This is a genomic window from Methylomonas sp. 2BW1-5-20 (genome assembly GCF_052474515.1).
In genome coordinates this window covers 2059618-2080438 of the sequence record NZ_CP184127.1, presented here as the reverse complement: position 1 = coordinate 2080438, position 20821 = coordinate 2059618, and the positions used below count along the sequence as shown (strand labels likewise).

Annotated in this window: 17 protein-coding genes; 6 read left to right on the top strand and 11 right to left on the bottom strand. The window is 45.4% G+C overall.

The genetic code is table 11. The annotated features are described in order from the left end of the window. Positions 1 to 76 precede the first annotated feature (76 nt). The 9 genes from ACH50O_RS09390 to ACH50O_RS09350 form a co-directional block, all read right to left on the bottom strand. Entirely contained in the window at positions 77 to 1423 is a 1347-nt protein-coding gene (locus ACH50O_RS09390; RefSeq protein ID WP_446811756.1) for a glycosyltransferase, read from the bottom strand. Between the two features lie 25 nt (positions 1424 to 1448). Next, positions 1449 to 2777 (bottom strand): glycosyltransferase family 4 protein, encoded by a 1329-nt coding sequence (locus ACH50O_RS09385; protein ID WP_446811755.1) that lies wholly within the window; start codon positions 2775 to 2777, stop codon positions 1449 to 1451. A 99-nt stretch (positions 2778 to 2876) separates the two neighbouring features. Beyond that, on the bottom strand, positions 2877 to 3845 hold the full coding sequence (locus ACH50O_RS09380) for an FkbM family methyltransferase (RefSeq protein WP_446811754.1): 969 nt from the start codon (positions 3843 to 3845) through the stop codon (positions 2877 to 2879). A 28-nt stretch (positions 3846 to 3873) separates the two neighbouring features. Further along, complete coding sequence (locus ACH50O_RS09375) at positions 3874 to 5136, bottom strand: ABC transporter ATP-binding protein (RefSeq protein ID WP_446811753.1); 1263 nt, start codon at positions 5134 to 5136, stop codon at positions 3874 to 3876. A gap of 47 nt (positions 5137 to 5183) precedes the next feature. Next, positions 5184 to 6002, bottom strand: coding sequence for an ABC transporter permease (locus ACH50O_RS09370; RefSeq protein WP_446811752.1), 819 nt, complete (start codon positions 6000 to 6002; stop codon positions 5184 to 5186). 41 nt (positions 6003 to 6043) lie between these two features. After that, complete coding sequence (locus ACH50O_RS09365; RefSeq protein WP_446811751.1) at positions 6044 to 6634, bottom strand: tetratricopeptide repeat protein; 591 nt, start codon at positions 6632 to 6634, stop codon at positions 6044 to 6046. A 37-nt stretch (positions 6635 to 6671) separates the two neighbouring features. Next, the gene (locus ACH50O_RS09360; protein ID WP_446811750.1) at positions 6672 to 7871 is read right to left on the bottom strand and encodes a glycosyltransferase family 4 protein; all 1200 of its coding nucleotides are present in this window, start codon (positions 7869 to 7871) and stop codon (positions 6672 to 6674) included. 95 nt (positions 7872 to 7966) lie between these two features. Further along, positions 7967 to 8920: a glycosyltransferase family 2 protein gene (locus ACH50O_RS09355; protein WP_446811749.1), complete on the bottom strand. Its 954-nt coding sequence runs from the start codon at positions 8918 to 8920 to the stop codon at positions 7967 to 7969. A gap of 36 nt (positions 8921 to 8956) precedes the next feature. Beyond that, entirely contained in the window at positions 8957 to 10201 is a 1245-nt protein-coding gene (locus ACH50O_RS09350; RefSeq protein WP_446811748.1) for a hypothetical protein, read from the bottom strand. A gap of 254 nt (positions 10202 to 10455) precedes the next feature. Here ACH50O_RS09350 and xrtA point away from each other — a divergent pair, with 254 nt between their 5' ends. From xrtA to corA, 3 genes are all read left to right on the top strand, one after another. Beyond that, the gene (xrtA, locus tag ACH50O_RS09345) at positions 10456 to 11979 is read left to right on the top strand and encodes an exosortase A (protein WP_446811747.1); all 1524 of its coding nucleotides are present in this window, start codon (positions 10456 to 10458) and stop codon (positions 11977 to 11979) included. A 218-nt stretch (positions 11980 to 12197) separates the two neighbouring features. Next, entirely contained in the window at positions 12198 to 13598 is a 1401-nt protein-coding gene (locus tag ACH50O_RS09340) for a mannose-1-phosphate guanylyltransferase/mannose-6-phosphate isomerase (RefSeq protein ID WP_446811746.1), read from the top strand. Positions 13599 to 13860: 262 nt separating this feature from the next. After that, positions 13861 to 15138, top strand: coding sequence for a magnesium/cobalt transporter CorA (gene corA / locus ACH50O_RS09335; protein WP_446811745.1), 1278 nt, complete (start codon positions 13861 to 13863; stop codon positions 15136 to 15138). A gap of 201 nt (positions 15139 to 15339) precedes the next feature. Here corA and ACH50O_RS09330 read toward each other — a convergent pair whose 3' ends face one another. Next, complete coding sequence (locus ACH50O_RS09330; RefSeq protein ID WP_446811744.1) at positions 15340 to 16587, bottom strand: HlyC/CorC family transporter; 1248 nt, start codon at positions 16585 to 16587, stop codon at positions 15340 to 15342. 226 nt (positions 16588 to 16813) lie between these two features. Between ACH50O_RS09330 and ACH50O_RS09325 the strand changes: the two genes are divergently transcribed. The 3 genes from ACH50O_RS09325 to ACH50O_RS09315 all read left to right on the top strand — a co-directional run bounded on the left by ACH50O_RS09325 (position 16814) and on the right by ACH50O_RS09315 (position 19944). After that, entirely contained in the window at positions 16814 to 18229 is a 1416-nt protein-coding gene (locus tag ACH50O_RS09325) for a sigma-54 dependent transcriptional regulator (protein WP_446811743.1), read from the top strand. A gap of 33 nt (positions 18230 to 18262) precedes the next feature. Then, a complete protein-coding gene (locus ACH50O_RS09320; protein WP_446811742.1) occupies positions 18263 to 19498 on the top strand; it encodes a M20 aminoacylase family protein in 1236 nt (411 codons plus the stop codon). A 236-nt stretch (positions 19499 to 19734) separates the two neighbouring features. After that, positions 19735 to 19944, top strand: coding sequence for a hypothetical protein (locus ACH50O_RS09315; protein WP_446811741.1), 210 nt, complete (start codon positions 19735 to 19737; stop codon positions 19942 to 19944). A gap of 101 nt (positions 19945 to 20045) precedes the next feature. Here ACH50O_RS09315 and ACH50O_RS09310 read toward each other — a convergent pair whose 3' ends face one another. Next, on the bottom strand, positions 20046 to 20792 hold the full coding sequence (locus ACH50O_RS09310; RefSeq protein WP_446811740.1) for an MgtC/SapB family protein: 747 nt from the start codon (positions 20790 to 20792) through the stop codon (positions 20046 to 20048). Between the last annotated feature and the right edge of the window lie 29 nt (positions 20793 to 20821).

Genomic DNA, 20821 nt, shown 5'->3' with positions numbered 1-20821 from the left:
ATATTAATGCTAGAAAGGGAGGGGAATAGTTTTAGCGAATGGGCGCTGCTATTTAAAAATCTCATTGATACAAACGTTAAACAGGAAGGTCAGATTTCTTAGTTCGGAAACGCCAGAATATTCGCCGATTAATTTCGTGTTGGAGGGTCAATAAAAATCGTTTAAATCGGCTAATTTTTCGTAGATATTGTGCGTACTCAAAACGTCCCTTACTTTCATAAGCGTTTCTAATAAGAATCTCTTTATTCCTTTTCGGTAAAAAATTTTGGCTTTCCCAAATGGCTTTTAAGTCTTCGACGAAAAACGCTTTGTTAGCTGACTCATTGTATTTATTTGAATCTAAAGACGCTTTTGAACCAATTTTCACTCTAAAGTCAATGTCCTCGGCTAATTTTTGTAGCCAAGCTGCTGCTTGAGTAATATTGGGTTCAGCCCATTCACATTGAATACCAAGAAAATCTGATCCGAATGTTTGTGAGTTCGGGTTTACCGGTACAAAGCTAACTTCAACTAAACATGCATTAGTGTAGTTCATGTAACTCATGTTTCCCGACCACGCGGTGGCCACTACCGGCTTTCCAAGGCGCATAGCTTCTAAGGGTACCAATCCCAAACCTTCCGAGCGGTGCAGGCTTATAAAAGCGTCGCAACTTGAGTAAAGGCACAGCAAATCGCAATAACTGAGAGCATCCTGTATTAAAATAATTCTAGCGTCTGTTCTTACGTAAGCATGCAATCGTTTTAAGTAGCCTTCAACTTTTTCAGTATTGTTGTCAGAGCAATTAGCCTTAACGACCAAATACCGGTCAGCTTGATCAGGAAAAGCCAATTTGAAAGCTTCTATAGCGGCGTAGGGGTTTTTTCTATCAATATTGCCGTATGGGTCAAACCCCATATATACAATAAAACCATTATCAGGTAAGTTGAAACGTTTTCGATCTGGATATATTTGATCTGGAAGTGAAATTGGATGGGCGGCTTTGAGGATGGGGATTCCTGTCACGTTATTGGAATATACTGAATACAAAAAATCAGAGCCGGCAAGGAATACATCAAAGACCTTGGCCGCTTCGATAATATATTCTGGAATTCCAGTTAACTCCCACCAAGCAAAAGCAACATTCAAGCGATTTTCGGTAATTAGTCCATCGGGTGGAGAGAATACAAAAAAGGGTAGGTCGGGTAGGCCTATTATAAAGATATTGACCGCGTAAGGTAAATCTGCGGCAGATGAAACAGTCCATTTTTCTAAACTTGTATCAAATCCGCTGCGATTATACCCAGGTTCTAAATCTAAAACGCTGATATTCTCGCCTCGGGCCAGAAGACATTTAACGAAATGTCTAACCGTATTACCCAAACCAAGATTTGCACTGGCATAACCAATGATGTTGAAGCCGAATGACGGTTGTTTTAGCTGCATATTGAAGGGCTAATAAATGAGTCAATTACGTTTTACGAAAACGCCATAGCAAATGGCGTTCTAATTCATCTATGGTTTTAACTTTTAGCCTATCAATGACGTCCAAGCTTCTCAAATATTGTTGGTGTTCAAAAAACTTTTTGGACTGTATGGCTTTTTTTGTAAGGATACTCTTATCTTTTTTAGGCAGAAACTCTTGGCTCAGATAAATTGATTTTAGCTCTTCAACAAAGTCAACTCTGCATGCGCGTTCGTGATAATTTTTAGCATCAACTGCGGCGATTGCGCCAATATTTGAGCGGAATGTAGTGTCCTCAGACAATTTTTGTAGCCATGCGGCAGCTTGTGTAACATTAGGTTCCGCCCATTCACATTTAATGCCCAGGTCATTTGAACCATAAGTTTGCACGTCTGCTTCAATTGCTACTAACTCGAAATCTACCAAACAGGAGTTGCTGTAATTCATAAAACTCATGTTGCCGGACCAAGCCGTCGCGACCACAGGCTTGCCAAGACGCATGGCTTCCAAGGGAACCAAACCTAATCCTTCGGAGCGGTGTAGGCTTATAAATGCATCGCAACTCGCATAGAGGCAAAGGAGATCATGATAGGATAGGCTTTCTTGTATAAGATGTATACGCAGGTCAAGTTCGGTATAATTTTGTAACCGTTGCAAATTTTCTTCTATGTTTTTACCTCCGCCGCCAGAATAATTAACTTTAATTGCCAAGTGACAGTTGTAATTATAAGGAAAAGCAAGTTTAAATGCCTCTATTGCAGCGAACGGATTTTTTCTATCTATACCGCTATAGGGGTCAAATCCCATAAAAACAATAAAATCATCTTTTGGTAGTCCAAATTTATTGCGGTCAGATTGAATATTATTAGGTATCGATAAAGGGTGTGACGCTTGGACTGCAGGAACTCCAGTTATATTATTGTTTAGCGTAGCATGTAAAAATTCTGATCCGGCAATGAATGCATCGTAAAATTGTAAGCCATCGATCAAGTGTTGAGGAAGATTGGCTAATTCCCACCAAACAAAGCCAACATTCATTCTGTTAGTGGTTATTAACCCTTGAGGAGGGGTAAATGATAGTTTCACTAGATCAACTACGCCAAATATTAATAAGTTAATGGCGTAAGGCAGTTCGTTTGCAGATGATACAAAGAGATGTTCCTGTCTTTTGTCGAGATCACTATTGCCATTTCCAGTATTGATGTCGAGGATACATACTTTTTCACCACTGGCGATAAGATTGTCTACGAATTGGCGAAGTGTATTTCCTAATCCACAGTTGGCGCTTGCATATCCAATAATGTTGAAACCAAAGGGAGGAGACTTTTCAAGCATGGAAATCTAATGTTAAACAAATAAATATATTGCAGCTAAGTGTTTGGTAAGAATACGCGTATGTCATTGATATTTTAAGTCATTTTTCTGAATAAATGATTAATTAGATAGGTGTGGATGCCGAGAAAATATGATATCCATGTCTTTTGTCTGCATTGGTGTATCTATTTTAGTGTTGTCATCTATCATGTTTTTCATTTCCTCAATTATTTTGTTGACCGGTATAAGACATGGAGCAAAGTTTGTTGAATCTTGATTTCGTTCATAAATTGCGCCATAGGGAAACTGCTGAACAACTTTAATAAGTTCATCAGGACAACAACCAAGCTGAAGAAGTCCATACGGCCAGAATTCAAGGATCAAGTAGTCGACCTTCTTAAGAAAGTGTTCGGCACCTTTTAAGACCTGGAGTTCAGCGCCCTGAGTATCAAGCTTTATGACTATGGGTGATAAAAGATTTTTTGGATCTAATATTGTATCCAATTTCTCCGCTTTTACCTTTATAACTCTTCTTCCGGTTTCACCATATACGTTTTTTTGTTGGAGTGATGAAAAAGCTCTGATACGATGGTCACCTAAGTTTTCATTTGATAGCTCAAAATCAAGTGTTGCTTGTTCTGAATATAATGCGCAATTTATAGCAGTTACCTTAGATTCAACTGAGTTAGCAGCAATGTTTTTATGTAAAAGTAAATAATTATTCGGTTCTGGTTCAAAAGAGTAGATTGAAATGTCTTTCTTTATGGCTAGGGGTATTGAAGTTAATCCAATGTTAGCGCCTATATCAATATAAGTACCGTGACCCTTTTGAAAAATGTGGTCTGATAAAATTTCTTGGAGGACAGGTTCCCAAGTACGATTAAATAAATAACCGGGGAAAACCCATTTATCTTCTATATAGCCCTCGTAGGTTCCTAGCTCTCCAGAGCATGTGTACGAAAGTACATTTAGTCGTCTAGCCGCCATACGAAATACTTTCAACTGAGCAGATTCGGATATTTTCCATAAGAACCATGAGAATGCTGTGTCGATTATTTTTTGCGCAAATAACTTAAGTTTGTTATGCATGGGTATCTCAATAATTATCTATTAAAGGTTAATTGATGTTTTTGATAGAGTTAGAAATACTCCATTCACCACCAAAATTAAAAAAACCTTGATTTACAGTGCGGCTTCGACTTAAACTGTCTGAATACACTTGAAAATGATAAAGGTTTTCTCCGTAAAATAACCCGAAGTCACTATCTTTATGCGCTATGCCTATTCTTAATGAATAAATTCCGGGAAGTAAGGAAAATTCTGATATCTGATAATTAATTTGAAATATTCCCGATTCTATTGTGCATTCTTTAGAGGACGAAAGGCTGCTGTCATCATTTGCTACGAAGATCATGTCAGGGGTATGTGCGCCGATTCCAAATGCAAGGTTTTTTAATGCCCTCTTCGCTTTGAATGTTGCGCGAATTGTGATTTTTGAACGATACCTAATGCGATCACTTTTGTGATTGTTTGAATCTAAAATGCTAATGTCAAGAAGTTCAAGCTCTCCGTTAGAAGAAATTACCGAATTGGACTTAGTAGACTGTTGAGTATGAATGTTTTGTAATTTAATTTTTTCGTCGCTTTGTTCGTAGAATTTATTGCAGGCAGACGACGAATCTCCATCCACAATTATTTTTCCTTTGTCAAGTAGCAATACGCGCTTACAGAGCCTTTCGACCTGTCTGATATTGTGACTTACTAACAAAACTGTTTTTCCTTGCTTATTAATTAAGTCTTCCATTTTGTCGAAGCATTTTCGCTGGAATGCCATATCGCCAACCGCTAAAACTTCATCAATGATTAATATATCGGCATCCATGCTGGTGGCGATGGAGAATCCCAATTTAACCGTCATCCCAGAACTGTACCGTTTAACTGGCGTATCGATAAACTGTCCCAATTCTGAAAAATCAATTATCTCGTCCAGTTTTTGTTGAATAATCTTTTTGGGGATGCCTAAAATAGCACCATTTAAAAAAATATTTTCTCGTCCCGTCAGTTCCGGATTCACGCCTGCGCCTACCTCGATTAGCGGCGCAACGCTGCCGCGGACTATAACTTCACCCTTTGTGGGTTTGCTGATATTCGCGAGGTGTTTAAGTAAAGTGCTTTTTCCCGCTCCATTATGGCCGATAATACCAACCACTTCACCTTCTCTTATATGAAAATTGATATTATCTAGAGCTTTGAAGCGTTCGCGCTCATGTATAGGTCGAAATGTCAAGCGACTTAAAGTATTGAGCGCAGTTTCTTTTAAACTCGAGAGGTGCCCCAACTGGTATTCTTTAGTAAGATGATTGACTTCTATGATGGCCATAAATTGGGTTGAGGATGTTTTAATGTCGAGGATGTTGTGTTGGTTTACTAGATAACGTCTGCAAACCAGTTCTCAGCACGTTTAAAAAACCAATAGCTAAAAGGTAGTATGATTAGCGTTAGAATCAATCCTGGATATAACGCAACAAAATCAGGCTCCGCGTTTTTAAGTAGTACTCGCTGAAAGCCGTCGATAATGCCCACTAATGGGTTAAGAGTATATAGAGTATACAGCTTATCTGACCATTCTCCCGCAACTTGTTCAAGTAATAATTTCTTTTGAACCAGACTTAAGGGGTAAATAACTGGTGAACCATACATTAACAGAGATAGGGCAATTGGTATGGCCTGAGCAACATCCCGATAATATACATTCATCGCCGCACCAAAAAAACTAATGGTTAGCGCAACAATCATGGTGTAAAGAATGAATGCAGGTAACCACCAAGCGTAAATGCTCGGCAATACCTTATAGTAAATCATCAGACCAGCTAGTATGACAAAGCTAATCGATAATTCGACTAGTTTAGTCACCATGGCTGTCAGCGGAAAAATTTCGCGAGGGAAGTAGATTTTTTTTATGAGCGCAGCATTCGATGTGACGCTGTTTATGCCCTCGGATACCGATTCTTGGAAAAAAATCCAGGGGATAAGCGCTGCAAAAGTAACCAGTGGGTAGGGCAGTCCATTAGTTTCAATTTCAATAAAGCTCTTCATCAATGTAAAAACTAGCATTAACATAACCGGCTTTAAAACTGCCCATAAAATGCCGAGATAGGCCTGTTTGTAACGTATAACAATGTTTTTATACGTTAATGCCGAGATTAATTCTCGATATAGGTATAGGTTTTTTACAATTCCGATCATATTTTATGTTTAAAGTTACAGGCGGCGACTGTCGCAGGCAGTTATTTTTTTAATTTGGCTAAACGTTTTAAAAGCGGCTTTGAGTTTGGTTTGTGCTCTAAACCTTTTTCCAAAACTTCTATTGCTTCTTTGTTTTTATTTAGTTTGGATAGCAAATCGCTCAATGCGGCATAAGTCATCCACACTTTCGGGTTTTTCTGGACGCTTTTTTGATACGACTCGATCGCACTTTGATAATCGTCCAGTGCTTCCTGAACTTTTCCCATGTCGTAATACATTTTAGGTAGTAACACAAAGTTTGGTGCTATGCCATGATCAAAGGGATAGCTCATCTCATTTAGTGCCAGTTTTAACTTATAGATTCGGTCTTGGTTGTTGTTTGTTTTCCATGCCAGATTATATGTAAATAGCCCAGCACAATAATGATGTATCCCGCCGTTACCTGCTAAGCGTTTTTCCCATTGTAACGCACGCGCAGTGCCTTTATAGGTGTCTTGATGCATTTCCTTGCAATAAATTGGTAAACCTAGATAATCGTAATCGGTTTTTGGGTAGTCTGCTTTAGCGTTTACAGAAAGTAAAGAACTGATTACCGAAAATATTGTTAAAGAGGTTGTTAGATTAATTTTCATAGAAGCAATAAATTAAACCGTTAATTGTTTGTTTTCTTTATTGTCGAATGGCCAAAACATGGCTGTAAATATCCTGAATTTTCTGGGTATGCGCGGTTATTGAAAATATATCAAATGCTTTCTTGTGAGCGTTTTTTCCTAACTTTTCTGCAAATTCAGGATTTTGATGTAATTTAATAACCGACGCAGAAAAGGCTTCAGCATTTTTGGCTTCAAACAAGAGGCCTGATTCGTCGTGATCCAACATTTCCGGAGCGCCCCCGTGATTAGGGCCAATTAACGGTCGTCCCATTGCCATCGACTCTATAACTACTGTACCAAGCGGTTCCGGGGTGGTGGAAGCTGATACAACAATATCTAATCCGTTATATACGCTTTCCATTTTTCCAATATGACCAGTGAATACGATAGTGTCTTGAAGGTTTTTAGTTAGTACCTGTTTTTTTAGCAGGTTTTCATATGATAAGCAATCATCCGGGGTGCCGCCGATTATCATCATTTTAAGATTAGGTATTTTATCGGCTAGCAAGTTTGCTGCTTCAATGAATAGCTCTTGCCCTTTCCAGGGGATTAATAATCCAACTAGCCCAACGGCAAATGCGTCATCGGGAATATTAAACTGCTCTCTAAACAGTCTGCCGTCTGCATCCAGATTTAGTTTATCAAGAGCGATACCATCATAAACCACGCTAATTTTTTCCGTGGGAATGCTCAACTTTCCTCGCATAGTGTTTGCAACCCAATGCGATACAGATATGAAATGGTCGGGTAAAGAATATGCCCAACGGCCTAAACGGGAGTCAATTGGATCGCCGCGCACGTGGCAAACGCTCGATATATGCAGAATCTTGGCAACCAGTAACGCCGCTCTATTACAAAGCGGTTCGTTGTTGGCGTGAATCAAATCGGCTTTAAAGCGCCAACAGGTCCAAAGTAGGCGAATAAAAAAGGGTAAAAAATTAAATAAGTCATCGCTTCTGGCAATCAACTGATTGACTAAAAAGCGAAGCAGAGGAACTTTATTCAGCCATTCTATCGACTCGGCTTTAGTCCGCCAGGATACGATATCGATATGACGGTCCGGGATGTGTTTCCATATGGCTTCATCGGCGATTTCCTGGTATTGCGGACCGTTACGGCCCGTCACCACTAAAGGTAGGAAGCGATCGCGATCCAGTTGTCTAACTAAATGACGTAGACAGATAATGGCGCCGCCGTAACCGATACCGTTTTCCACGTAGACAATTCTTTTGGGGGCGCTATTGCTTGGCATTGAATAGGAGTTTGGTGGTAATCATGGAAGAAGTACTATGAATGAATGTTCTCATATACTCAGGGTTTTGCGAATTTTTGTTTAATGCTTCGTAGCGTAGCGATCAAACTGGCCGGAAGCCCACTGAAGATCAGATAGAGTAATGTGCGGACTCTAAATTTTTGCTTTAGGCTGTCGAGAAAAGCCTGTCGTGCTTTTGCGGTGTTGCCGCGGGCAAAATACCAGTAACCCAGTGTCCATTGCGCGTCCGCTACCATGCCGTTGGGACATACGCCTTGCTGAACGAGTTGGATCGATGCGTAGCTGCGAATTGAGCCGGTGACTTTAGTCAAGTCGATTAGCATGCCTTCACTGGCTTGGGTGGCGTTGTTGCCGTGCTGGCGGCGTAACATCAAAATATCCGGCAGGCAGCTAATGGGGTGATGGGCGGCGATTTTTGCCCATAACTCCAAATCTTCACCAAAGCGAACATCGGGATTGAATAAACCTGCGTCAACTACCGTTTGGCGTTTAACCAAAACCGTGCCGGTCGGGATGAAGTTTTTCCTCATTAGAGCTGCCAGCGCGTAGGGGACCGGTTTGCCGGCCAGTTGCCGGAAATTTTCCAGCAACTGGTGCTTAGCTAATACGGATTCAGTAATCAGTTGGTCGTTGATATCGATTTCCGCCATATCGCCGGCGATGAGATGAAGCTCCGGATAAGCTCTTAAAGTGGCTAATTGTTTGGTGATTTTATCCATGGTCCATTGGTCGTCGGCATCCAGAAACGCAATCCAGTCGCCGTGCGCCAATTCTATGCCTTTATTTCGTGCGGCTGATGGGCCTTGATTGGCTTGTTTGTGGTAGATGATGGTTGTTGCGATGCCGGTCACGACTTGTTCCGTGTTATCCGTCGAACCGTCGTCTACCACGATAATTTCATCTACCGCATGGCTTTGCGCCTGAATGCTGTCGATTGCGGCGCGAATAAATTTAGCGCTGTTATACGCGGGAATGACGGCGCTGATTTTCATATTTCGCTATGCAAAATTTTCGATAATTTAAAGTATTTATGAACTGGTTTTGCAAATCAGCCACGCCGGAACAATCAAGCCTGTGCAATAACCGATCAACACTAATTTTTTATGCCGATAGTATAGACGGTATAAAAAAGCCCCGGTTTTACGATAAGCCCCAGCCATTTTAAGCGCCGGCCATTGCCGCTGATTGAAATGATTAACGATATCGCCGGTTTTTTTTTGCAAAAACTCGCCCAGTTCCGGGGATGCCAGAAAGCGAACATGGGGCAACTTCGTACTAATTTCTGTTAAAAGCTGATCCAGCCCGGCAACAGCCTGTTCGCACTGCGTTTCCGAACGTGTGTAATTATAGCGGTGCGTGGAAATGCTGACGGGCAGGGCTTGGCGGTATGCGATTTCGGCTTCGGCAAAGGCACTGTTCGGGGTGTTTTTACCATCGACCGGTTCGAACATGACATTGCGCACCAGATAAATCTGGTTGTAGCTGTTGGTGTTGCCAAGGCGAATTAACGGCGGATTCTGTAAATATTGTCCGGTGTGATCGCGCCCGGTACATCGGTAGCCTGCGGTTTGAATGGCGATGATGTTTTGCCGTTGCCAACTCTGTTCGATTTCATCGTTCCATAGGTAGCAAGGAGCGACGGTACTGATGCTGGGATAACCGAACATGCGCGTGAAGCAGCGCATTGCGTCGGCGACCAATGCGTTAGCGTCGGACACATCGATGGGTTTGGTGGGTAAATCGCGTCCGTCGACATAATGGCCTTGCAGCGGCGAATCCAGTTTTTCCCAGTCCCACCAATCATTAGTCGAGCGCGCGGCTGCCAAGCGCGGGTCTTGCTGTTGGCATAATTCGGCGAACGCTTTGCCATTTAGATGCTCCATGCCATGGAGTTGCGGTACCAAGGTGTCTTGCTGTATGCCTTGCTGTAGGGTTTGATAGATGTCGGGGAAATCTTTGTCAAGTAGGCGTCTGTGGTATTGGCCGGTAGTGTCCGACTCGATTTTTTCGATATCCGGCACAGCCAAGACCATGTCTGCCGTCAGTAAAGCAGAGCGATGCACGGAGTCTGTATGCTTACCAAGCATCCTTAGCAACTGCGCCAAGCGGTCCGCATGGAAGTCGCCGCCAGGTCCCCAATCGTCACTTTCGATCAAAACCGGTGTGTCGGCAAAATAAGGTTCTCGCCAGGTAGCGATAAATAAAGATTTTTTCCACAACCAGAGTGCGGCTAGGCACATGGGCCAGAGACCTAAAAAAAACAGAACTGCCATAGATTTTGTTTAATAATTAAAAAAGCTTGATCGCTACGTCGGCTAAAACGCTAGACTTAAATCCTAGCAGAGATCGAAGGTAGCGCCGAAACTCTAAAGTAAACTTTAGAAGCAGTCGATACATCGTCTGTTAATGATAGCAGCGGTAAATTGAGACGAGTTAAAAATTGGAATTGGTCTAGGCTCGTCGCTGTATACCCCGGTTTTTATCCGCGAAGAGTTGTGCAAGGTTGTTTAATTACAGAGGAAAGAAGATGTTAAAAACGCTGGAGCTGCCGGAACAATGGCGGAAACCGTTTGCGGCCGTGTTATTGGTTACGTTGGTTTCGATAGCAGTTTTTTATCAGACATGGGAGTCTATTGTAGCGATTTGGTCTCGATCGGAGACCTTTGCGCATGGTTTTTTGGTGGCACCGGTTAGTTTTTGGTTGATTTGGCTGCGCCGGAACAATTATCGAGAATTGCAGCCTGCCTTCAGTAAAGCCGGCTTGCTGTTTATTGTCGCTTGCGGATTCGTTTGGTTGATTGCCGATCTGGTTCACGTGTTGGTGATTCAACAATGGGCGGCGGTCGGCGTTTTAGTCTGCGGTTTCTGGGCAGTGTTAGGCAGCCACGTTATCGCGCAAATGTTATTTCCGACGCTGTTTTTATTTTTGATGGTACCGTTTGGGGAGGCCTTCATCCCGCCTTTGATGGAGTATACCGCTAACTTTGTGGTCGGTTTAATCCGTTTGACGGGCATGAGTGTTTATCGCGAAGGCTTGTTTTTTACCCTGACGTCGGGCAACTGGTCTGTAGTCGAGGGCTGCAGCGGCTTACGTTATTTGATTTCCTCGCTGACCTTGGGCACGGTATACGCTTATTTGAACTTCAGCAGTTACAAAAAGCGCAGCATATTTATTGCAGCTTCTTTTTTAGTTCCCATTTTAGCGAATGGCCTGCGCGCATATTTAATAGTGATGATCGGCCATTTTAGTAATATGAAATTGGCGGCGGGTGTCGATCATATCGTCTATGGATGGGTGTTTTTCGGCTTGGTCATGTTTGCCTTGTTCTACGTGGGTTCTTTTTGGCACGATAAGGAAGATCAATTGGTATCTGTTCCAACGATCGACTCAACGCTAGAAGCCAAGGGGGCGGATTCCAAAATTGGCTACAAGTATTATTGGCCGGCGCTCGCGGCGACAATCCTATGTGTTTCGATTTGGCCCTTTGCTTCTCAAGGATTATCGGCAATGCAAGCAGTTCATGTAGAAGTGCCCGCGCGCTTTAGCCAGCCGGCTTTGCCGGAATGGCAGTTGGCGATTGCGCCGGATTGGGGGTGGGAACCCGGCTTTCAGGGCGTCGTAGCCGACGCAAAAACCTATTTGACCGATGGTCAAACAGTGGTGGGGATGTATTTTGCGAATTTCGGCGACGAAACTCAGGGTGGTGAATTGGTTAACTCGCAAAATTATTTGGTGCCGCAAAAGCACAAAGTGTGGCGGATAGCCCAAGACAATATCGTCGAACTAAACGATACGCTCAATTCGCTTGGTGAGGTTGAAGAGTCTGTATTGGACAGTTCACAGCGGGCTTTATTGGTCCTGCGATGGTTTCGCGTCGGCGACAAAAGTACAGCTAATGCGTATGTAGCCAAATGGTGGCAATTGTTGAAACGTTTGTCCGGCGACGCGTCACCGGAATTGCTGGTGGTGTTGTTCACCGATATAAAGAATGAAGATCACGATACGGTCAGGCAAAAATTGAGGAAATTCGCAGAGGCTTGCTGTAGTTAGCGGTGGCAGCGGGCAAACGAGCCAAGCGTCGATTGCCGGCGATTTTTAAAGATTCAGCACCGGAAAAAATTCGGAGCAAGCTAATATGTCAATTTAATGAAAGCCCTGGCCTTACATACTCGGCAAAATATGCCGGTAGGTAAGGGCTTGACGCTGGCTGTTGCCCTGATGTTAGACTAATCCAACTTTTATTTTTAGCCCGTAAGGAAAACGACATTATGATCCCGGTAGTTTTATCAGGTGGTTCAGGAACTCGGCTATGGCCATTATCTCGTGGCCAGTATCCCAAGCAATTTTTACCGTTGGTTTCCGGCAATACGATGCTTCAGGAAACCATATTAAGGCTCGATGGCATTGCCGGATTGCAAGCGCCGATCGCGGTTTGCAACGAAGATCACCGGTTTATGCTTGCGGAGCAAATGCGCGAAATCGGCGTAAAGCCGGCAGCGATTATTCTGGAACCGGTGGGCAAGAATACCGCGCCGGCGGTTGCAATGGCGGCATTGAGCGCCAGTTCGGAAGATGATGTGTTGCTGATCTTGCCCGCCGATCATGTTGTCGGTAATCGTGCCGCCTTTCATCAGGCCGTAATTGCTGCGCGGCAACTGGCCGAACAGGATTTGCTGGTGACTTTCGGCATTGTGGCGACCGAACCGGAAACCGGCTACGGCTACATCAAACGCGGCGATACTCGTCATGGTGCGGCATATCAGGTAGCGGCCTTTGTCGAAAAGCCGGATTTACAGACCGCGCAAGCTTATCTGGACAGTGGCGAGTATTTTTGGAACAGCGGCATGTTTGCCTTTAAATCCGGGTGTTTCCTGCGCGAATTGGAAAAATTTAACCCGCAAATGCTTGCGGTCTGCCGAGCGGCTTTAAGTGCGGCAAAGCCTGATTTGGATTTTGTTCGCTTGGATAAGGAGATATTTTCGACTTGTCCTTCCGATTCCATCGATTATGCGGTGATGGAGAAAACCGATAAAGCGGTGGTCATTCCTTTAGATGCTGAGTGGAACGATGTCGGCTCCTGGTCGGCGCTTTGGGACGTGACCGAAAAAGACGCTGCCGGCAATGCCATTAAGGGTGATGTGCTGACGGTAGATACGCGTAATTCTTTCATTCACTCCGCCAACAAGTTAGTGGCCGTAATTGGAGTGGAAAATTTGGTGGTGGTCGAAACCGACGATGCAGTCATGATCGCCGCCAAGGACAGAGTGCAGGATGTCAAGGAAGTGGTCGATCAACTGAAAAAATTAAAACGCAGTGAAGCCAACGTGCATCGAAAAGTCTATCGGCCCTGGGGATACTACGATTTGGTCGATAGCGGCGATCGTCATCAAACCAAGCGTATTGTTGTGAAGCCGGGCGCCAAATTGTCGGTACAGAAGCACCATCACCGTGCCGAACATTGGGTGGTTGTGAAAGGTACTGCGTGGGTCGATAAAAACGGCGATAAAATTTTGGTCACGGAGAACGAGTCGATTTATATTCCGTTAGGAGTTGTGCACAGTCTGGAAAATCCGGGCGTTATTCCACTGGAAATGGTTGAAGTTCAATCCGGCAGTTATCTCGGTGAAGACGACATCGTGCGTTTCGAAGATCAATACGGCCGAATTTAGTGCTGATTGGTTGGCGAGCCTCGCCTATCAGCGCGAGGTTTGCCGATCGTTATAAATTGTTGATTATCTGTTTTAACGGGTGATTTACACGAATATTACGATTGATGCGTCATCAAAATTAACTGTAGTTGTCTAATTTACTGAAGTTCGTCGTTCAGCAAAGAACGGCGACAGGCTTTTTTGGCAGCGTTTTGGTTTAAAGTTAGCCGTTTTATAACCGCCGAATAACAGTTTTGGTGCTTACTTTATTCCGGAGTTGTTCTTGTCTCTACAAACAGTCAACGATCTGTTGAAAAAACATAAGCTTGTCGAAGGCATGCTGAATAATCAGGCGATGCCTCGGCGTAAGCTGATCACAGCCTTGGTACAGAAGCAGCACATGGTCGAGCTTCGTAGCGTGTTGGCGAAGCTGAGCGCTATCGAAATCGGGCAAATACTGCATACACTGGAGTTGGAGGACGCGCTCCTGGTTTGGGAGCAAGTCGAGGAAGCCAGACAGGATCACGTGCTTTGGGAGCTCTCCGATGCGCTACGAGAACAGCTGGTGGGCGATCGCGAACCGCACTGTGGTGTCGGTCAGATGAGTGCCTTTGAGTTGGTCGAAGGCCGTTTATCCAAAGTGGCGATTACATGCCGGCACGATTTATATGCAATCAAGCCGATCTGGATCGATTTGCTGGCGCCCAGTAAGGCGCAGCGCTTGCTTATAGGGCAACATTACGGCTTAGAGTTACCCGATCCGTCGGATCTAACCGATTTGGAGGCTAGCGCGCGGTTCTATGTCGAGGATCAGTATGAAATTCATATTCATTCGGATTTTCTACTGGATCGCGAAGGTAAGTCGCGCAGTGTGTCGGTGGCGTTTGTGTTGCGCGGCGATATGCTATTTTCGGTGCGTAGCGAAGAATTGCCCGTGTTTCGTTTACAGCGTTTGCGGGCACGTACCCAGCCGGGTTTCGTTTCGGATTGCAAAGATATGTTGCTGGATTTATACGGTGCCGAGGCGGAATATTCCGCCGATGCGTTAGAGAATATTTACGAGCAATTGGAAATCGTCAGCAAAAAAGTATTGAGCCAGGATATTAGCGATGAAGAGGCCGCGGATATTCTGACCGATATCGCGGAGGAAGAGGACTTGAATGGCCGAATCCGCCGAAATATGCTGGACACACAGCGCGCGGTATCGTTTTTGATTCGACGTAAATTGCTCAATGCCACGCAATTGGAAGATGCTCAGCAAATCCTGCGCGACATCGAGTCCTTGAACAGCCACACCGCTTTCTTATTCGATAAAATTAACTTTTTGATGGATGCGACAGTCGGGTTCATTAACATCAACCAGAACAAGGTGATCAAAATTTTCTCGGTTGCTTCGGTGGCGATGCTGCCGCCAACATTGATTGCCAGTATTTATGGGATGAATTTTGACTATATGCCCGAATTAAAATGGATGCTTGGTTATCCTTTTGCATTGGGATTGATGACTGTTTCGGTGTTGCTGCCGTTTATTTTCTTTAAACGCAAAGGCTGGTTGAGGTGATGAATAGTCGGTGAGCGATAACTCGAATTGACTCCTGCACAGGCTGCGACAATATGCCACATTTTAATTTGTGATTTGACCAATTATTATTAGCCTAACTTTTTCGTTTTGTTTGACAGCTAAAAGTTGCGTTATATTTCTTCCTATTGCTTCAAGGCGGTTATTTTAATAACCGCCTTTTTTTTGCCAAAAAAATGACCCTTAGCGTTTAGGATTGAATTTTATAAGTTTAATGGCGTTTTCGTCGCGCTTTATTATTTCGATCACGTGTCCGTGTAGTTTGACGCTAGTGCCTGGCTCCGGAATGGTTTCCATGTATTCTATAACCAAACCGTTGAGGGTTTTTGGACCCTCGGTTGGTAAATCCCAGTGCGTGATGCGATTAAGTTCGCGAATGGTTACGCCAGCGTCCACCAGATAACTGCCGTCTTTCTGCATCTTTATATTTGGTTCTTCGGACACCAATTCACCGACAATTTCCTGCAATAAGTCGTCAAGCGTCACCAAACCCTGAACATCGCCATATTCGTCGACTACCAGGCCTATACGCAGTTTTTCAGCCTTAAAGATTTGCATTTGTTTGTGAATGGAAGTGCTGGCAGGAATGAAGAAGGGCTTGGATAGACTATTGGTGATATTCTGTTTATCGAAATCCGGTTGACTAATCTGCGACAAAATTGTTCGTAAATGTAGAAATCCGATAACTCGATCTATGTTTTTTTTGTACACCGGCAGCCGAGTATGCGGACTGTTTTGCAATTGTTTAATAATATCCGCAACCGATTCTTCCAGATCGATACCGACGATGTCGTTACGATGAGTCATGATATCGCTAACGCTCGCAGATTCCAGATCCAGAATGCTCAGCAGCATGTTTTGGTAACGCGCAGGCATCAGATGATTCGCTTCCGACACAATGCTTTTTAGCTCGTCCTTGTTGAGTGATTCGACAGTAGGGCTATTGGTGCTTTTGATACCTAATATCCATAGTAACAAACTGGATATGGAGTTAATGGCCCATACCAAGGGATAAAAGACTTTCAACAAGGGGATATAGACCCAGGACGATAGAAACGCCAGTAATTCCGGTCTAAGTGCTCCTAGGGTTTTTGGCGTTACTTCCGAAAAAACCAGCATGCCGATAGTCAGCAAAGCGGTCGCTGGTGCTATTGCGTTATCGCCGCCAATCCGGATTGCGATTAGCGTCGTTAACGATGAGGCTAGAATATTGACAAAGTTGTTGCCAAGTAAAATCAGGCCTATCAAACGATCCGGCCTTTTTAGAAGTTGATGGGCCTTGATGGCACCCTTATGATTTTTTTTGACCAAATGCTGCAACCGATAACGGTTCAGCGTCATCAAAGCTGTCTCGGAACCGGAAAAAAAAGCGGAAAGTATCAGTAACGCCGCTAGTATACCGAACAGTATACTCAGAGAGATGTCGTTCAAAGCAGCAATGCTCTTAGTTGTTTAACATCCGGCTAGTTTCTATGTTGCGGAAATTTTGTCAAGTTACAAAATAGCAGCCCTTATTAATTATTCTATGTAAACAACATGAACTAAACTATGCAATAGCTTGAAATGGAGCGATTTTGACAATAACCGGATTCGATGCTTAACTTAAAAATTAGCAATATCCTTCCGACTTAACACGTAGTTTGCAGAGAATACACGCATGGCTTTGCCAGAAATTTTGCTGATTGATGACAACACCAACCGCATTCAACAAGTGGAGTGCGTACTCCAGTTTTTAGAATATCGCGTTGAAACGGTCGCCACCGGCAATTTTGAGGTCGCGCTCCAGGGTAACGAGAATCTCGGCGCGGTGTTTGTCGGCGGTGGCGGCGAAAAACAAGCCAGCCTGATCAAAACGGTATCGGAAAGCGCGGGTGATATTCCGGTGGTTTTATTGCTGGAAAGCGGTGCGCCACAAGTCGTTAGCGCCATTCAGCAAATGGTCGATAAAACCCTGGAGTGGCCGACCGTCTATTCGCAATTGATTCAATTGCTCGACAGTTTGCCTCAGCCGACGCAAACCGCGAAGAAGTCTTTGCCGGACAAGGGATTAGCGGGAAAAAGTAAAGCCATCCAGAAAACCCGGTCCCAGATTGATCAAGTTGCCAAATCCGACGCTACGGTGCTTATTTTGGGTGAGTCAGGCACCGGCAAGGAAGTGGTGGCCCAGGCGCTGCATCGCGCCTCTTCGCGCAGAGACAGGCCTTTTGTGCCGGTCAATTGCGGCGCTATTCCGGGCGAACTTCTGGAGAGTGAATTATTCGGACATGAAAAAGGCGCGTTTACCGGTGCTTTGTCGTCGCGCCAGGGCCGCTTTGAAATGGCGGAAGGCGGCACCTTGTTTCTGGATGAAATCGGCGATATGCCGATGCCGATGCAAGTGAAGTTACTAAGGGTTCTGCAAGAACGAACCTTCGAGCGGGTCGGCAGCAATAAGACCATTCATTGCGATGTCCGTATTATTGCGGCGACGCATCGGCATTTGGAGCAGGAAATTGCCGAAAAGCGGTTTCGCGAGGATTTATTTTATCGTCTGAATGTGTTTCCAATTGAAGTGCCGGCCCTACGGGAAAGAGCGGAAGACATTCCCTATCTGATCAACGATCTGGTCGCCCGCATGGAGGCGGCTAACCGCGGAACGGTGCGCTTACTGCCTCGAGCGGTTGCAACCTTAATGCAACATACTTGGCCTGGTAACGTGCGTGAGCTGTCGAATTTGATCGAACGCTTGGCCATCATTAGTCCGGACGCTAGTGTCGATGTCGGCGATTTGCCGGAAAAATTTCAGGCCTACGAAGTACCTGAAGGACTACAGGTTTCACTGCCGGAGCAAGATATTCATATCGTGCGGCCGGCAGAGCGGGAGGCATTGGCGATGCCGTCACCGGGAACGGCCGCCGCGATCCATTTGCCGGAACAGGGCATAGACTTAAAGGAATACTTGACCGATCTTGAAAACGAATTGATTCGTCAGGCATTGGAGGAGTGTAACGGCGTAGTGGCCCATGCCGCCAAGCTTTTGAATATGCGTAGGACGACATTGGTGGAAAAACTGCGCAAAGTCGATGCCGCCTAGTCTTTTTTGACAGCAACCGTAACATCTTAAGATATGATCAACATCGCTGCCGATTCAATTGATCCGGCTATTCTGAAGGCCAACCTAATACCCGAGATAGCGGCCAATATTGGCGCTATTCGCGACCTGCGGCGCGATATCCATGCCTATCCGGAGCTGTGTTTCCAGGAGCTGCGTACTTCTGATTTGGTTGCCGAAAAACTCAGCGAGTGGGGCATTCCTATTCATCGTGGCCTGGGTAAAACAGGTGTCGTGGGGATTATCAAGGCCGGTAGTTCCGGTCGAGCAATTGGCTTACGCGCCGATATGGATGCCTTGCCGATGTATGAGCAAAACAGTTTTGCGCATGCCTCTCGGCATCCCGGCAAAATGCACGGTTGCGGCCATGACGGCCACACCGCCATGCTATTGGCCGCAGCGCAATATTTGGCAACCCGGCGTGATTTTGACGGCACCGTATATTTGATATTCCAACCGGCGGAAGAGGGCGGTGGCGGCGCCGACGAGATGATTAAGGATGGCCTGTTCGAATTGTTTCCGATGCAAGCGGTTTACGGTATGCACAATTGGCCCGAGCTGCCTGCTGGACAATTTGCCGTTAGCCCTGGACCGGTTATGGCGTCTTTGAATACCTTTCGCATCGTCATCCGCGGGAAAGGCTGTCATGCGGCTCTCCCGCATCTTGGTCTGGACCCGGTGCCGGTAGCGGCGCAACTTATCTTGGCGTTGCAAACAATCTTGACGCGCAACGCGAATCCGTTGGATACCGGGTTGATTTCGGTGACTACGGTGCATGTCGGCGACGCTACGAACATTATTGCCGATACCTGCGAACTGGCCGGTACGGTGCGCACGTTTTCCGATCAAATGTTGGATTTGATCGAAACCCGCATGCGGGAAATTTCACTGTATACCTGTATGGCACATGGCGTGACATGCAATTTTGAATTCAATCGTCGCTATCCGGCCACGGTTAATCATGGCCAGCCTGCCGAAGTGTCTCGGCGTGTAATGAGCGCTATCGTTGGCGAACAGCAGGTGCTGGAGCAAAAAGCCACAATGGGCGCGGAGGACTTTGCGTTTATGTTGCAAAAGTTACCGGGCAGCTATTGTTTTATTGGCAACGGTTCCGGTGAACATCGGATTCCAGGTCATGGCGCCGGGCCTTGTACCCTGCATAACACCAGTTACGACTTTAACGACGATATTTTGCCGCTGGGCGCGACTTACTGGGTAAAGTTAGCGGAACATTGCCTGAGCTTCGGATAGTAGCAAGCTGCGATCATCATGCCACTCATCCCCAAAGCGTCTTATACGTGAGATTAAACCTGCCGGAATTGTGACAAATCTGGCAGTTTTTCTGACAGAAAAGCCAGACTGCGAAAACATTGAAAAGTAATTCATTGTTCGTTTGTTTTCAATATGTTGAATAACCATTAGATAATGAAATTGGCGCGGATTCTGCTGATTGATAGTTGGGTTTATCCAGCAAGCAGGTGAATGTCATGAAAACGCCAAACGAAATCAAACAACTCAGCAACACGCGTACCCTGTTCATCGAAACCCTGAGTCAGCAATTTATCGCGTTGACCGGATGCGGCGTGTATGTGTATTTGAACCCGGTCGATATAAACGGTTTATTCAGCCAGTACTTAAGCGATACCCTGTCTATTGATACTTTTGCCAGGCAATGTGTGAAAAACGTATTGGAATAGAGCCGGCAACTGGCATTGGGGTATAAAAATCCGATTTCGGAAGCGGGGGTATGCTACTTACTCCTGCTTCCGCACCCGTTGCGGATGCTGACAAACCGGCTTTAGTTGCGCGCGAATGCGACCTGATAGCCACTTAAAAAGTCGCAGCGTTCCAAACTTTCCGCTATGTCGGGTATTGATATTTTCTGGCTGCCGGTCGCGATAAATACCAGATGCCACTCTTCTTGACTCTTCTCGCTGATGACTGTGATGGAGCCGACCGCCAAGCGATAACCGCAAGCGCGCGCCAGCTCTTCGATTTTAGACTGCTCGGGGTGATAGCCCGGTTGAAAATGCAAAATGACCGCGGCAGCATGACGCGAAGGTAATATTGCTTCGATTTGTCCGCCCCAGATCATGGTTGCCGACGCAATCAGCGATAACATGATCGCGGCAAAATAAAATCCGGCGCCGCACAAGATGCCAATCGCGGACGATGCCCAAATCGAAGCGGCCGTAGTCAGACCGCTGATATTCAGACCTTCCTTCATAATGACACCGGCACCTAGGAATCCGATACCGGTGACGATGCCTTGAATTACTCGCGTGGGGTCCGCGGTAGCAGTGAGCGGCAATAAGCCGCCGAACCAGAACTGCGGATAGCCCACGATCACCGTTACCGCCGCGGACGCCATGCACACCAGCCCATAGGTGCGCATGCCGGCGGCGCGGCCGTGGTAGGAGCGTTCGTAGCCGACAATCATGCCCAAAAACAAGGCGCCGACGATGTTCATCAAAATCACCAGGCTGGCTTCGATTTGGGCAGTTGACCAGTAGGAAATCAGACGCTCGGGCGAAATTGGGTTCATGATTCAGTTCTGCAAGGTCGGCGGCTAAT

Bases quoted from the DNA above. Each gene is read 5' to 3' on its own strand.
- ACH50O_RS09390 (WP_446811756.1), bottom strand. From the start codon at position 1,423: ATGCAGCTAAAACAACCGTCATTCGGCTTCAACATCATTGGTTATGCC.
- ACH50O_RS09385 (WP_446811755.1), bottom strand. From the start codon at position 2,777: ATGCTTGAAAAGTCTCCTCCCTTTGGTTTCAACATTATTGGATATGCA.
- ACH50O_RS09380 (WP_446811754.1), bottom strand. From the start codon at position 3,845: ATGCATAACAAACTTAAGTTATTTGCGCAAAAAATAATCGACACAGCA.
- ACH50O_RS09375 (WP_446811753.1), bottom strand. From the start codon at position 5,136: ATGGCCATCATAGAAGTCAATCATCTTACTAAAGAATACCAGTTGGGG.
- ACH50O_RS09370 (WP_446811752.1), bottom strand. From the start codon at position 6,002: ATGATCGGAATTGTAAAAAACCTATACCTATATCGAGAATTAATCTCG.
- ACH50O_RS09365 (WP_446811751.1), bottom strand. From the start codon at position 6,634: ATGAAAATTAATCTAACAACCTCTTTAACAATATTTTCGGTAATCAGT.
- ACH50O_RS09355 (WP_446811749.1), bottom strand. From the start codon at position 8,920: ATGAAAATCAGCGCCGTCATTCCCGCGTATAACAGCGCTAAATTTATT.
- ACH50O_RS09350 (WP_446811748.1), bottom strand. From the start codon at position 10,201: ATGGCAGTTCTGTTTTTTTTAGGTCTCTGGCCCATGTGCCTAGCCGCA.
- xrtA (WP_446811747.1), top strand. From the start codon at position 10,456: ATGTTAAAAACGCTGGAGCTGCCGGAACAATGGCGGAAACCGTTTGCG.
- ACH50O_RS09340 (WP_446811746.1), top strand. From the start codon at position 12,198: ATGATCCCGGTAGTTTTATCAGGTGGTTCAGGAACTCGGCTATGGCCA.
- ACH50O_RS09325 (WP_446811743.1), top strand. From the start codon at position 16,814: ATGGCTTTGCCAGAAATTTTGCTGATTGATGACAACACCAACCGCATT.
- ACH50O_RS09320 (WP_446811742.1), top strand. From the start codon at position 18,263: ATGATCAACATCGCTGCCGATTCAATTGATCCGGCTATTCTGAAGGCC.
- ACH50O_RS09315 (WP_446811741.1), top strand. From the start codon at position 19,735: ATGAAAACGCCAAACGAAATCAAACAACTCAGCAACACGCGTACCCTG.
- ACH50O_RS09310 (WP_446811740.1), bottom strand. From the start codon at position 20,792: ATGAACCCAATTTCGCCCGAGCGTCTGATTTCCTACTGGTCAACTGCC.